The organism is Mesocryomonas lacus (assembly GCF_055730105.2).
Map to the genome: position 1 here is coordinate 885403 of NZ_JBUZWF020000003.1, position 12868 is coordinate 898270.

12 protein-coding genes are annotated in these 12868 nt (G+C 67.6%); 6 read left to right on the top strand and 6 right to left on the bottom strand.

Going from position 1 to position 12868, the window contains the following annotated elements; genetic code table 11:
* Positions 1 to 149 precede the first annotated feature (149 nt).
* Positions 150 to 926, top strand: a complete 777-nt coding sequence (locus ACZLZQ_RS13815) for an endonuclease/exonuclease/phosphatase family protein (RefSeq protein ID WP_472949834.1) — start codon at positions 150 to 152, stop codon at positions 924 to 926.
* Between the two features lie 170 nt (positions 927 to 1096).
* Here the strand turns inward: ACZLZQ_RS13815 and purB are convergent, their stop codons facing one another.
* The 3 genes from purB to ACZLZQ_RS13830 all read right to left on the bottom strand — a co-directional run bounded on the left by purB (position 1097) and on the right by ACZLZQ_RS13830 (position 4642).
* Positions 1097 to 2401 carry an adenylosuccinate lyase gene (purB, locus tag ACZLZQ_RS13820; RefSeq protein ID WP_472949835.1) on the bottom strand — a complete coding sequence of 435 codons (1305 nt, stop codon included), beginning with the start codon at positions 2399 to 2401 and terminating at the stop codon, positions 1097 to 1099.
* 158 nt (positions 2402 to 2559) lie between these two features.
* Complete coding sequence (locus ACZLZQ_RS13825) at positions 2560 to 3576, bottom strand: P1 family peptidase (RefSeq protein ID WP_472949836.1); 1017 nt, start codon at positions 3574 to 3576, stop codon at positions 2560 to 2562.
* 4 nt (positions 3577 to 3580) lie between these two features.
* Positions 3581 to 4642, bottom strand: a complete 1062-nt coding sequence (locus tag ACZLZQ_RS13830) for an ABC transporter substrate-binding protein (protein ID WP_472949837.1) — start codon at positions 4640 to 4642, stop codon at positions 3581 to 3583.
* A gap of 380 nt (positions 4643 to 5022) precedes the next feature.
* On the opposite strand from ACZLZQ_RS13830, the gene ACZLZQ_RS13835 reads away from it, so the two are divergent.
* The 5 genes from ACZLZQ_RS13835 (at position 5023) to ACZLZQ_RS13855 (ending at position 9035) form a co-directional block, all read left to right on the top strand.
* Positions 5023 to 5358 carry an XdhC family protein gene (locus ACZLZQ_RS13835; RefSeq protein WP_472949838.1) on the top strand — a complete coding sequence of 112 codons (336 nt, stop codon included), beginning with the start codon at positions 5023 to 5025 and terminating at the stop codon, positions 5356 to 5358.
* A complete protein-coding gene (locus ACZLZQ_RS13840) occupies positions 5358 to 6053 on the top strand; it encodes an XdhC family protein (RefSeq protein WP_472949839.1) in 696 nt (231 codons plus the stop codon). Before ACZLZQ_RS13835 ends, ACZLZQ_RS13840 begins: the two co-directional genes overlap by 1 nt.
* Entirely contained in the window at positions 6050 to 7702 is a 1653-nt protein-coding gene (locus tag ACZLZQ_RS13845) for an NTP transferase domain-containing protein (RefSeq protein WP_472949840.1), read from the top strand. Before ACZLZQ_RS13840 ends, ACZLZQ_RS13845 begins: the two co-directional genes overlap by 4 nt.
* 116 nt (positions 7703 to 7818) lie before the next feature.
* On the top strand, positions 7819 to 8616 hold the full coding sequence (locus tag ACZLZQ_RS13850; protein WP_472949841.1) for an SDR family NAD(P)-dependent oxidoreductase: 798 nt from the start codon (positions 7819 to 7821) through the stop codon (positions 8614 to 8616).
* Positions 8617 to 8753: 137 nt separating this feature from the next.
* Positions 8754 to 9035 (top strand): usg protein, encoded by a 282-nt coding sequence (locus tag ACZLZQ_RS13855; RefSeq protein ID WP_472935061.1) that lies wholly within the window; start codon positions 8754 to 8756, stop codon positions 9033 to 9035.
* Between the two features lie 56 nt (positions 9036 to 9091).
* Here ACZLZQ_RS13855 and radC read toward each other — a convergent pair whose 3' ends face one another.
* The 3 genes from radC to phaC all read right to left on the bottom strand — a co-directional run bounded on the left by radC (position 9092) and on the right by phaC (position 12737).
* Complete coding sequence (gene radC / locus ACZLZQ_RS13860; protein ID WP_472949842.1) at positions 9092 to 9871, bottom strand: RadC family protein; 780 nt, start codon at positions 9869 to 9871, stop codon at positions 9092 to 9094.
* Between the two features lie 4 nt (positions 9872 to 9875).
* Entirely contained in the window at positions 9876 to 10727 is an 852-nt protein-coding gene (gene map, locus ACZLZQ_RS13865) for a type I methionyl aminopeptidase (RefSeq protein ID WP_472949843.1), read from the bottom strand.
* Between the two features lie 177 nt (positions 10728 to 10904).
* Positions 10905 to 12737 carry a class I poly(R)-hydroxyalkanoic acid synthase gene (gene phaC / locus ACZLZQ_RS13870; protein ID WP_472949844.1) on the bottom strand — a complete coding sequence of 611 codons (1833 nt, stop codon included), beginning with the start codon at positions 12735 to 12737 and terminating at the stop codon, positions 10905 to 10907.
* Positions 12738 to 12868 lie beyond the last annotated feature (131 nt).

Here is a 12868-nt window from a genome sequence, read left to right on the forward strand (position 1 = left end):
GAAAATTCGGGTCATGCCCACAGCGTCGCCGGCTGTTATGCTGGCGCGTCGCGGCGTGGCGACAGCAGGAGAATTGCCTTGAAGCCAGAAGCCAAACGGCACCGTTCCTGCGGCGCCGCTCGCTGCCCGACTGCCGGACGACCCACCTGATGCTGCGGATTGTCTATGCCAATCTCGGCTATTCCCGGGAAATCGATGGCTCGCTCGGCCACCATCTCTCGCGCCTCCACCACCACATCTACACACCGCGCGCTGCCCAGATGCGGAGCCTTCAGTTCGTGCGCGACACGATGCGACGGCTGCAGCCGGATCTCAGCTGCTTCGTCGAGATCGACCAAGGCTCGATCACCAACGGGTATTTCGACCAGTTTCCGGTGCTCTGCGAGGACGGGCACGCTTTCGCGACGATCGACAACAAATACAGCGATACGCCGAAGATCCGCTCGCCGATTTCGCGCGGCAAGTCGAACGCTTTCCTCGCCAGCCGCGAAGTGACGTTCGCCAAGCGCTACCTCGCGGCCGGCAAGAAGCGCCTAGTCTACGACATCGACATCTCGGGACTGCGGGTGCTGGTCGTGCACTGCTCGCTGATCAGGCGCGTTCGAACGATGCAGTTTGAGCAGATCGCCGAGTGGATCGCCGAACGTGACGGGCCGACCATGCTGATCGGCGACTTCAACATGTTCTCGGGCGATGCAGAACTGGCGCCACTGATGAAGGCCGAGAATCTTGTTCACGCCAACAAGCTGTCCGGCCCGACCTTCCGCTTCGGGCCTTATCAGGCGAGCCTCGACACTTGCCTTGTCTCGACCAGCCTTGCCGACCGCTGCTCGATCGAGATCATCGACCAGCCTTTCTCCGACCACCAGATGTTCAAGATCGACATCGCGCTAGACGAGTCCGTGGCGTTGAAGGCGGCGGGGTAGACGCACCTCGGGCGTGGCCGCATCCGGGCGCTATCGCTGCAACTCGCCGAAAAAGCAGGAAGTGGTGAAGCGCCGCGTGGCCGGGATTGAGCCCACCAAGCCTCCCCGACCTTTGGTCGGGAAGGATGGATCGTGCCGCCGATAGAAAGCCTCCGGCAGCGGGCGCCTGTTCAGGCGCCGAAGACGCGCCGGAAGATCGTGTCGACATGCTTGGTGTGGTAGCCGAGGTCGAATTTTTCGCGCAGCTCGGCTTCCGGCAAGGCGGCCGTCACTTCCGGGTCAGCCAAGAGCTCCTCGAGGAAGTCCTTGTTCTGCTCCCAGACCTTCATCGCATTGCGCTGGACCAGCCGGTAGGAGTCTTCACGGCTGACGCCGGCCTGGGTGAGGGCGAGCAGCACACGCTGGGAGTGAACGAGACCCTTGAACTGGTTGAGGTTCTTCAGCATCCGCTCGGGATAGACCAGGAGCTTGTCGATCACCGAGGTCAGCCGCACCAGTGCGAAGTCGAGGGTGATGGTCGCGTCAGGGCCGATATAGCGCTCGACCGAGGAGTGCGAGATGTCGCGCTCGTGCCAGAGGGCGACGTTCTCCATCGCCGGCATGGCGAAGGAGCGCACCATGCGGGCGAGACCGGTAAGGTTCTCGGTCAGCACCGGGTTGCGCTTGTGCGGCATGGCCGACGAGCCCTTCTGGCCCGGCGCGAAATACTCCTCGGCCTCCAGCACCTCGGTGCGCTGCAGATGGCGGATCTCGATCGACAGGCGCTCGATCGACGAGGCGATGACGCCGAGGGTGGCGAAGTACATCGCATGGCGGTCGCGCGGGATGACCTGCGTCGAGACCGGCTCCGGCGTCAGGCCAAGCGCCTTGGCGACATGCTCCTCGACGGCCGGGTCGATGTTGGCGAAGGTGCCGACGGCGCCGGAGATGGCACAGGTGGCGATCTCGGCACGGGCAGCGACGAGCCGGGCGCGGCAGCGCTCGAACTCGGCATAGGCCAGCGCCAGCTTGATGCCGAAGGTCACGGGCTCGGCATGAATGCCGTGCGAGCGGCCGATGGTCACCGTGTCCTTGTGTTCCAGCGCCCGGCGCTTCAGCGCGGCAAGGAGGCCGTCGAGATCGGCGAGCATCAGGTCGGAGGCGCGGACGAGCTGGACGTTGAAGCATGTGTCGAGCACGTCGGACGAGGTCATGCCCTGGTGGACAAAGCGCGCATCCGGCCCGACGATCTCGGAAAGATGCGTCAGGAAGGCGATGACGTCGTGCTTGGTCTCGCGCTCGATCTCGTCGATCCGGTCGACGTCGAAGGTGGCGGCATTGCCCTTCTCCCAGATCGTCTCAGCGGCGCTCTTCGGGATGACGCCAAGTTCGGCCAGCGCGTCGCAGGCATGCGCCTCGATCTCGAACCAGATCCGGTACTTCGTCTCCTGCGACCAGATGGCGACCATGTCGGGGCGGGAGTAACGGGGAATCATGGAGCGTCCTTGCGGTGCGGGATGGCGAGAGGTGCGACATAACAGAGGCCGCCGGGCGTCTCAATGTGTGACGCCCGGCGGCCGGGGCGGGCCTGCTGTTAATCAGTCTGGCGTGCGCGGTAGCGTTGGTCAGAAGCGGCTGGTCGATCGGCGCGTGATCACGCGGACGGCGGCGTCGCGTGAACGGCCTGCCAGGCCGGTTTCCGGTCGCCGGGTGCGGCGCTGGCGGCGTGTACACCGCGGGCGATGGCGCGGGCCATGACGGCGGCGGCAGTCGCACCGAGATCCACGAGGTCGACGCCGGCGGGCTTCTTCCCGGTGCCGCCGGTGGCGAGGGCGAAGACGAGATCGCCGTCGAACGGCGTATGCGCGGGCCAGAGGGCACGGGCGAAGCCATCATGGGCGGAGATCGCCAGCCGCTTGGCGCCGGCCTTGTCGAGCACCGCATCGGTGGCGATGACCGCGATGGTGGTATTGCCGCCGGCCGTGGCGCCGAACTTGGTGAAGGGCTCCGTCGCGTTTTCTGGCCACGGGGACGGCAAGCCGCGGCCGCCGAACTCGGCGCCGAGCTCGAAGGGCGCAGCCCAGAAGTGCGGGGTGGCCCCGATCGTCGGCGATCCCAACGCATTGACGGCGACGAGCGCCGAGACGGTGATGCCGCTCGCCAGCACCGCAGAGGCCGAGCCGAGGCCGCCTTTCAGGCGGGCGGTGGTGGCGCCGGTGCCCGCTCCCTCGGTGCCGATGGAAAAGTCGCGGGCCGCCGTCTCGCAGGCGGCAAAGCCGAGCTCGCGGTAAGGCGGGTAGCGGTCCCAGCCGGCATCGCCGAGGTCGAACAGGATCGCCGCCGGTACGATCGGCACGCGATGCGGACCGACGGCAAAACCCCGGCCCTTACCACGAAGATAGGCCTGGACCCCGGAGGCGGCATCGAGGCCGAAAGCCGAACCACCGGAGAGGACGAGCGCATCGACCGTCGACACAGTGTTCTCCGGCGCCAGAAGGTCGGTCTCGCGGGTACCGGGGGCGCCGCCCTGAACGTGAACAGCGGCGACGGTCGAGTTATCGCAGAGGATGACGGTGACGCCGCTGGCGAGGCGGTCGTCCCGTGCATTTCCGACGCTGAGGCCCGCGACGTCGCTGAGGAGATTGCGGGGCCCGGCCTGCCAGAACGCCATCCGCTCAGCCGCCCGCGTCCGCAACGAAATCGCTGCCGTCGAAGCGAAAGGTGCGGAAAAGCGAAAGGTCGGAATCGCCCTTGGCATCGAAGCGGATCGGGCCGAGCGAGGTCGCGAAGACGTTGGCATCCAGCACCGCCGGCAAGGGCCGGGCCTTCTGCCGGGCGAAGCGGACCGCGGCGAGCGCGATCTCGCCCGCAGCGACGGTCGGCCCGAAATAGCCTTGCTTGGCTTCCGGCGCGATCTCGGAGGTCGGGATCTCCTCGAACCGGTCGAGCGGGGCGAGGGCGAGGACGCCGGAGGCCAGCGGCACGTCCGGATTGCCTTCGTCCAGCAGCGCCTCGCCGCCGATGATCTCCAGCGTCAGGCCGATCGAGCCGGCATCGCGGGCGATGATCGCCACGTCCGGCCGGTCGCCGGCGATGAAGAGATGGGTGACGCCGGTGCCGAGGATGCGGCGCGCGAGGCCAAACTGCTTCTCCTCGGCCGGCCGGTAGTTGTCGATCGTCGCGGGCCGCATGCCGGCAGCTTCCAGACGCGTGCGCACGGCGTCGGCAAGGCCGCGGCCGTAGATTGTGCCGTCGTCGACGAGGCCGAAGGGCGTGTCCTTCCAGCGGGTGGTGATGGCCGCCGCGGTGGCGTCGGCCTCTGCGTCCGAGCGGGGCGCGAGGCGCCAGACCAGCGCGCCGGTCCGGGCCCGCGTGTCGGTAAAGCGGTTGGCGCGCACGCCGACGGTGATCACCGGAATGCCGGCGGCCGAGAGTTTGGGGAGCGCGGTGGTCAGCGCCTCGGTGCAGAGGAAGCCGACGGCGATCTCCACCTTATCGGCGATCAGCTGCTCGGCTGCCTTTGTGCCGCCGTCGCCGGAACAGTCGGTGTCCGCTCGGGTGACGTCGGTCGCGTCGTCGGCGGCGGTCCGCATGCCGGCGAGGATCTGCTCGCCGAGGATGGCGGACGTTCCGGAAAACGGTCCGGCAACCCCGATGCGCACCCGCTCCGCCGCCGGGGCGGCAGCTGTTGCGGCAAGGACGATAGCGAGGGCGAGGGACGTCCGGAAATGGGGCATGCCGGAACCTAGCCTCGTTCGCGGGAGAATTCGAGCCTTGTCGCCGAAGGGAGCGCGCCATCGCGCTGCGAAGATCTTCTTGGGTTTCACGTCGACAGTCATTCAGCTTGCGTCCGGCTGGCGGACCCGTCGGCGCCGCTGGCGGGGCAGTCTTGCGAAAGGGGCGGGACGGCGCCTATCTCAAGACAACATTATCGCATCGTCATGAGTTGAGCGGATACGGCGGCGAGCGAGACGCGGAACCTCCGAGCCGATCGTCACTTGCCGGTGCAGTGGTTTCTCGGGTCGTCTGCGCCGTGATTCCATCGGGCTGATATCCACTGGTTGCGCTCATCCGGCGACGGGTTCGGCAATAAATGTACGACACGAAGGAGAGTGGGATGGACGGCACGATCGAGCTCGACGTTCTGGCCACGGCGGAAGCCTGGGCGAGGGACGGCCGGCGCCTGGCGCTGGCCACGGTGGTGGAGACCTGGGGCTCGGCGCCACGGCCGACCGGCAGCCATCTCGTGATCGACGCCGAGGGCAATTTCGAGGGCTCGGTATCCGGCGGCTGCGTCGAGGGCGCGGTGGTCAGCGAGGCGATCGAGGTGATCGAGGCGGGAACGTCCCGAATGCTGGAGTTCGGGGTCGCGGATGAGACCGCATGGCGCGTCGGCCTTTCCTGCGGTGGGCGCATCCGGGTCCTCGTCGAGCCGATCCGGGCAGACGCCTGATGGATCTTTCGCTGCTGACCGAACTGAACGCGGAGAGAACGGCCCGGCGGGCCGTCGCCGTTGTCACCGACATCGTGGGCGGCAGCCAGAGGCTGGTGCGCGAGAGCGAGGCTCCCGGCGATCCGCTGGCGTCGGCGCTGGCGACGGCGTTTCGAACCGGCAAATCCGGCATGGTCGACGCGCCGGAGGGGCAGAGCTTCCTCACCCTTTACGTGCCACCCGCGCGGATTCTGGTGATCGGGGCGGTGCACATCAGCCAGGCGCTGGCACCGATGGCGCGTCTCGCAGGCTACGACATCGCCGTCGTCGATCCCCGCACCGCCTTCGCGACGCCGGAGCGCTTTCCCGGCACCCCGCTGACGGCGGAGTGGCCCGAAGATGCGCTGAAGGCGCAGCCGCTCGATGCCTATACCGCCCTCGTCGCGCTGACGCACGACCCGAAGATCGACGACGTGCCGCTGCTGGCGGCGCTCGAGGCCGGATGTTTTTACGTCGGCGCGCTCGGCAGCCGGAAGACGCATGCCGGCCGGCTGGCGCGGCTGGAGGCCGCGGGCGCGCGGGCGGAGGATCTCGCACGGATCGAGGCGCCAATCGGGCTCGACATCGGCGCGGCGAGCCCCGCCGAGATCGCCGTTGCGGTTCTCGCCTCGGTGATCCAGGCGCTGCGCAAGCGACGCACCGGGACGGCCACGTGAGGTTCGGCCCGGTTCCGGTGGCGTCTGCCGAGGGCGCTATCCTCGCGCACGCGCTGCGGCTTGCCGGGCGACGCATCGCCAAGGGCACGCGGTTGAGCGCCGCGGACGTTGCGGAGATTGGGGCGGCGGGCATTGCCGAGGTGATTGCCGCCGTCCTCGGTCCCGCCGATCTCACCGAGGACATGGCGGCGGCGCGCATTGCGGCCGTCGCCAGCGGGCCGGGCGTGACCGTCGGACCGGCAGCGACCGGGCGTGTGAATTTCTTCGCGGCGTCCGCCGGCTTGTTCCTGCCGGACCGTGGCATCGTCGACCGGCTGAATGCCATCGACCCCGCGATCACGCTGGCGACGCTGAAGGAATTCGAGCCGGTCGTGGCAGGGCAGATGCTGGCGACCGTCAAGATCATCCCGCTCGCCGTCGCGCGCGATGCGGTGCGGGAAGCGTCCGCCTTGCTGGCCGAGCGGCCGGCGTTCCGCCTGTCGCCCTACCGCGCCCTGACGGTGGCGCTGATCCAGACGACGCTGCGCGGGGTGAAACCAAGCGTGCTCGACAAGACGCGGGAAGTCCTGCGCCGCCGGCTCGCCGTCGCCGGGGCGGTGATCGCCTCGGAAACCCGCTGTCCGCATGAGACTCTTGCCTTGGCCGATGCGATCCGTGCCGCCGGGACAGCCGACATCGTCATCGTCTTCGGGGCCTCGGCGGTGATCGATGCCGGCGACGTCATTCCCGCGGCGGTAGCGGCTGCTGGTGGCGCGGTGCTGCAACTCGGCATGCCCGTCGATCCCGGCAATCTCCTGCTGCTCGGCACGGTCGCCGGCCGGCCGCTGATCGGCGCGCCTGGCTGCGCTCGCTCGCCGAAGGAGAACGGGTTCGATTGGGTGCTCGGCCGGCTGCTGGCCGATGTGCCGGTCACGCCGTCGGACATTCGCGGCATGGGCGTCGGCGGCCTGCTGATGGAGATTACGAGCCGTCCGCAGCCCCGCGAGCGTCGGCCGGAGAAACCGGTCCGGGCGGGCGAAAGCCGGTCGACGCGGGACGGAAACGCGGCGTCGCTGGTCGATGCCGTGATCCTTGCCGCCGGACGGTCGAGCCGCATGGGCGGGCCGCACAAGCTGCTTGCGACCTTCGACGGCGTTCCGCTGATCCGGCTTTCGGTGCTGACGGCTCTGGCGAGTCAGGCGCGCCGCGTGCGCGTGGTGGTCGGCCATCGCTCGGCCGAGATCAAGCGGGCACTGGCCGGGCTCGACGTCGACATCACCGAGAATCCCGCCTTCGCCGAGGGCCTGTCGACCTCGGTCATCGCCGGCTGCGGCTCCGCCTTTGACGCAGGGGCGGACGGTGCGCTTGTGATCCTGGCCGACCAGCCAAGGCTCGGCAGTGGCGATCTCGATCGCCTGATCGCCGTTTTCGCGCGCGAGGGGCGCGGCTCGCTCGTCGCCGCGACCGATGGCGGCCGCCTGGCCAACCCGGTGGTGCTCTCCGTGATCTACCGCGGCGAGATCGGCGCCTTGACCGGTGATGTCGGCGCGCGGCGCCTTCTGGCGGATCATCCGGACGCCCTGCAGACCGTCGAGATCGGCAAGGCCGCGGGGATCGATGTCGACACGCCGGAGGCGATGGCAGCCGCAGGTGGCGTGCTGGTGGGGTAAGACAATGATTCCAGGCTGCGGTCTAAGCATCTGAATCCATCATATTTTCCGGCAGCGGACTTAGCAGTCCGCAAGCCGCCCGAAAGGAATGGCCAGCCGCGCTCTCCTAGCCGTGTGTGCAGGAAACCCACCTTGCCCTTGAACCCCCGGTCCATCCGCGCATCTGCGCTGAAAAGGAGAGTTTGAGCATGGGCAGATATTTGATCGTCGGTGGACAGGGCGGCATCGGCGAAGCTGCGGCCAAGCGCCTTGCTGCGGCAGGGCACGAGGTGGTCATTACCGGCCGCGATGTTGAAGGAATTGCGGCTACGGCGGCCGGTTTGCAAGCGACGGGCGTCGTGCTCGACGTGCTCGACGACAGCGCACAGGCTGTGCTCGCAGAGGCCGCAGGCGATCGTCTGGATGGGCTGATCTATGCCGCCGGGACGATCAACCTGAAACCTTTCGAGCGACTGACCGATCAGGATTTCCTGAACGATTTCAGCGTGAACGCGCTGGGAGCGGCGAAAGCGATTCAGGCTGTCCTGCCGGCACTGCGCAAGGCCGAGGCGGGGGCGGGCATTGTGCTCTTCTCCAGCGTCGCGGTTGATCAGGGCTTTGCGGCGCATGCTTCCATCGCGATGGCCAAGGGAGCGGTCGCGGCGCTGGTGCGCTCGCTCGCCGCCGAGTTCGCGCCGCAGATCCGGGTGAATGCCATCGCCCCGTCGCTGGTCGACACGCCGCTCGGGCGGAAGGTCGCAAGCAGCGACAAGATGGCCGAAGCCGTGGCGAAGATGCACCCCCTGCCACGGCTCGGCGATGCCGACGAGATCGCGGCGATGGCGGTGATGTTGCTGGGTGCCGAGGCTGGATGGATCACCGGTCAGGTCATCGCGATCGACGGCGGCCGGTCGACGCTGAGGATCCGCAGCTGAGGTGCTGTGCTTCGTCCGCCTCGTGGCTCGCGGCAGCGCGTCTTTACAACGGATTGGCCGCGTTAACGTCCCGTTAACCAGACCGGCGCAGCATTTGCTAGCCGGCTTATGGCGCCGGCCCGATTTGGAGAGGCTCGATGCGCAGGCATGTTGCAGACCCGGATTTCCAGAAGATGCTCGGCGGCTACGGCCTGACCACCGCCGAAGTGCTGTACCGCATGCCAGACCATCCGAGCTTTCTTCAGACGTTTCACTGGCAGTTCGCCGACGTCGCGCCCGACTACCCGCGGCTGAAGACGTTCCTGGCGCACTGGGAGCGCGAGATCGAGGCGGTCATCCATTCCGTGCGGGTGATGCATTCCGGCCTGATCGGGCCGCGAGAGGTGCGGCTGGTGCGCGATCTCGGCCATCTTCACTGAGTTTGCTCGGGCTGCGTCAGGCGGTGAGCATACAAGGCGTCTTCCGCTAAGCTGCCCTACATCAGCTTCAGGCCCTTGAGGCTGGCATGGCCGGCGCGGCCGATGATGATGTGGTCGTGGACAGCAATGCCGAGCGGCTTGGCGGTGTCGACGACGGTGCGCGTCATCTCGATGTCGGCGCGCGACGGCGTCGGATCGCCCGATGGATGGTTGTGCACGAGGATCACGGCGGTGGCGGAAAGCTCTAGCGCCCGGCGCACGACTTCGCGGGGATAGACCGGCGTATGGTCGACCGTTCCTTGCTGCTGGATTTCGTCGGCGATCAGCGTGTTGCGCTTGTCGAGAAACAGGATCCGGAACTGCTCGCGGGTCTCGTAGGCCATCGCGGCCTTGCAGTAGGCCAGCACCTGCGCCCAGGACGACAGGATCTCGCGGCTCTTCAGCGCGGAGAGCATCGCCCGCTCGTTGACGGCGGCGATCAGCTTGAGATCGAGCGCCGTGGCGGGGCCAATGCCCGGCACTTCCGCCATACGGCGGGTCGGTGCGTTCAACACCTCCGGCAGGCCGCCGAAGTGGGCGAGCAGCGCCTTCGCCAGCGGTTTCACGTCGCGCCGCGGGATGGTGCGGAAGAGCACCAGTTCGAGGAGCTCGTAATCGGCGAGCGCCACCGCGCCGGCCTCGGCGAAGCGCTCGCGCAGGCGGTCGCGGTGGCCGTCATGGTGCTTGGCGTCCTTGCGGGGGGCCGATGTGTCGGCGGCGGACGCGGCGCGGTCTCCAGCGGCGCGGGGAGGCTGGGTCTCGTCGAGGCCGGGAAGGGACGCCTCGTCGTGACCCATCGCCTCAGCCGACCGTCTGGGCAGGCCGGGAGAACGCGATGCCCGGGGTGTCGAGGCCGCCGGGCGAACTGGTGAAGATCTCGAAGCCGGTATCTGTGACGCCGACGGTGTGCTCGTACTGCGCCGAGAGCGAACGGTCGCGCGTCACCGCGGTCCAGCCATCCTTCAGCACCTTCACGTGCTGACGTCCGAGATTGATCATCGGCTCGATGGTGAACACCATGCCCGGCCGCATCTCCGCGCCATCGCCGCGGCGGCCGTAGTGCAGGACGTTTGGCGCATCGTGGAACAGCCGGCCGACGCCATGGCCGCAGAAGTCGCGCACGACCGAGCAGCGCTCGGCTTCCGCGTAGGTCTGGATGGCCGCGCCGATATCGCCCATGTGCGCGCCGGGCTTCACCGCCTCCATGCCGAGGACCAGCGACTGATAGGTAATCTCGCACAGCCGCTCGGCCGCACGCTTGATCTTGCCGACCGGGTACATGCGCGAGGCATCGCCGTGATAGCCATCTACGATCAAGGTGACGTCGATGTTGACGATGTCGCCCTCGCGCAGCGGCTTGTCGTCGGGAATGCCGTGGCAGACGACGTGGTTGATCGAGGTGCAGACGCTTTTCATGTAGCCGCGGTAGTTCAGCGTCGCCGGCAAGGCGCCGTTGTCGAGCGCGAACTTGAAGACGTAGGCGTCGATCTCCTCCGTCGTCGTGCCCGGCTTCACGAGGCCGGCGAGGTCGTCGAGGCAGCGCGCCGTCAGCTGGCAGGCCGTCCGCATGCCCGCAAAAGCCTCGGCATCGTACAGCCGGATGGCGCCGGTGTTGCGGGCGGGCTGGATTTCGGCTTGCAGGTAGCTGGTCATGGTGGCGTCGGCGGTCCCGGGAGGTTTTACTGTGCGTCCGTGCTGTCCGTTGATGTCGCACCGAAGCGGCGTGTCTTCAAGTCCAAAGCGGGGGCGGGCAGGGCGCGGGCAGTCGTCGACGACCGCTGAGCAGCGGCGCAGCGCAAGGGGGGCTGGCACGGCGGGGCCAGACGGGACTCACGCCTTGACCCTGACATAGGAGCCGGGGGCATCCTCGATCGGCTTCATCTTGCGCCCACCGGGCCTCCGTGGCTTCACCCGAGGCCCGCTGAACGGTTCGATCCAGGCCTGCCAGTGCGGCCACCAGGAGCCCGGCGTTTCCACTGCCGTCGCCAGCCAGTCGTCGAAGCTGATGTCATCCGTCGGTATGGCGCCCGTCCAGTACTGGTATTTCCGCTTCTCCGGCGGGTTGACGACGCCGGCGATGTGGCCGGAGCCGGCGAGCACGAAGGTGACGTCCGGCCCCAGCAGGCGGCTGCCGACGAAGACGCTGAGCGCCGGGGCGATATGGTCTTCCTTGGTCGCGAGGCTGTAGACGGGAATGTCGATCAGCGAGAGATCGACCGGCATCCCCCCGATCTCCATCTCGCCCTTCGCCAGCCGGTTCTCGAGGTAGCAGTTGCGCAGATAGAACAGGTGGTTGGCGCGGGGCATGCGGGTCGAATCGGCATTCCAGTAGAGGAGGTCGAAGGGCAGCGGCGGTTTGCCCTTCAGGTAGTTGTTGACGAAATAGGGCCAGATCAGATCGCCGGCGCGCAGCATGTTGAAGGCCGCGGCCATGCGAGCGCCGTCAAGATAGCCCTTCGTCGCCATGCTCTCGGCGAGCGAGCCCAGCTGGCCCTCGTCGACGAAGATTTTGAGATCGCCAGCATGGGTGAAGTCGACCTGGGTGGTGAGGAAGGTCGCCGACTGGATCCGGCTATCGCCCCGCGTCCTCAGATGGGCGACGGCCGCGGCGAGGAGGGTTCCGCCGACGCAATAGCCGATGGCGTTGACCGACGTCTCGCCTGTGGCCTTCGCTACCGTGTCGAGGCCGAAGACGATGCCCTCATCGATGTAGTCGTCCCAATCCTTGTCCGCATGCCGCTCGTCCGGATTGACCCAGGACACCACGAACACCGTATGGCCGGCGGCGACGGCCCAGCGGATGAAGGATTTCTCGCGGTTAAGATCGAGGATGTAGAACTTGTTGATCCAGGGCGGCACGATCAGCAGCGGGCGCTTCAGCACGGTCTCGCTGGCGGCTTCATATTGCAGGATCTGGCAGAGGGCGTTTTCGGCGATCACCTTGCCGGGCGTCACCGCCATGTCGCGGCCAACCTCGAACCTTGCGTCGTCGGACTGCCGCAGCTTCAGCGTGCCGTGCCCGGCGGCGATGTCCTCGGCCAGCATCCGCATGCCGCGGACGAGGTTAGCGCCGTTGGTGGCGACCGTCTCGCGCGCCAGTTCCGGATTGGTCAGGACAAAATTCGAGGGCGACAACGCCGCAGTGAGCTGCCGGACGTAGAAGGCCGCCTTGCTGCGGGTGTGGGCGTCGAGACCCTCGGAATGCGCGACGAGATCGTCTGCCCAGCGCGAGGTCGAGAGGTACATCTGCTTCATGAAGTCGAACAGCGGATTGTTCGACCATTCCGGATCGGCAAAGCGCTTGTCGGCCGAAGCGTCCGGCCGGCCGGCCGGGTTGGCGGTGCCACCCTGCAGGCGCTGGAGCGACTGGTTCCAGATATCGAGATAGCTGGCAAAGAGCGTTGACTGCGCTTCGGCCGCACGGACAGGCGCGCCGAGCCAGAACTGCGATACCTGCGACAGCGTCGACATCATGTCGACGACGCCGACCGGACCATCATCGATCACCTCGCCCCGCTCGCGCGGTTCGATCCAGGCCGAGGCTGCCTTGCCGAGCTGCTCCAGCACTTCGGCCATGTTGCGCGCGAAGGCCTCGGGGTCGCGGACCACATAGGCATCGTCCGCATCCTGCTGCGGTCCGCCGGTCGGCTCGGTTGGCGCCATGACGTCTCCTCCGACGGACATCAAAGCACAAAGCATGGCGATTGTCCGTCGTCGCGCGCTGGCGCCGCTGCCGCGATGGAGTTTTTCTCGCATCCCGCCCGGCTTTCCGGGCCGGATCGTTTGGGCTATGA

Coding starts and splice junctions, on each gene's coding strand:
- ACZLZQ_RS13815 (WP_472949834.1), top strand. CDS start 150: ATGCTGCGGATTGTCTATGCCAATCTCGGCTATTCCCGGGAAATCGAT.
- purB (WP_472949835.1), bottom strand. CDS start 2,401: ATGATTCCCCGTTACTCCCGCCCCGACATGGTCGCCATCTGGTCGCAG.
- ACZLZQ_RS13825 (WP_472949836.1), bottom strand. CDS start 3,576: ATGGCGTTCTGGCAGGCCGGGCCCCGCAATCTCCTCAGCGACGTCGCG.
- ACZLZQ_RS13830 (WP_472949837.1), bottom strand. CDS start 4,642: ATGCCCCATTTCCGGACGTCCCTCGCCCTCGCTATCGTCCTTGCCGCA.
- ACZLZQ_RS13835 (WP_472949838.1), top strand. CDS start 5,023: ATGGACGGCACGATCGAGCTCGACGTTCTGGCCACGGCGGAAGCCTGG.
- ACZLZQ_RS13840 (WP_472949839.1), top strand. CDS start 5,358: ATGGATCTTTCGCTGCTGACCGAACTGAACGCGGAGAGAACGGCCCGG.
- ACZLZQ_RS13855 (WP_472935061.1), top strand. CDS start 8,754: ATGCGCAGGCATGTTGCAGACCCGGATTTCCAGAAGATGCTCGGCGGC.
- radC (WP_472949842.1), bottom strand. CDS start 9,871: ATGGGTCACGACGAGGCGTCCCTTCCCGGCCTCGACGAGACCCAGCCT.
- map (WP_472949843.1), bottom strand. CDS start 10,727: ATGACCAGCTACCTGCAAGCCGAAATCCAGCCCGCCCGCAACACCGGC.
- phaC (WP_472949844.1), bottom strand. CDS start 12,737: ATGGCGCCAACCGAGCCGACCGGCGGACCGCAGCAGGATGCGGACGAT.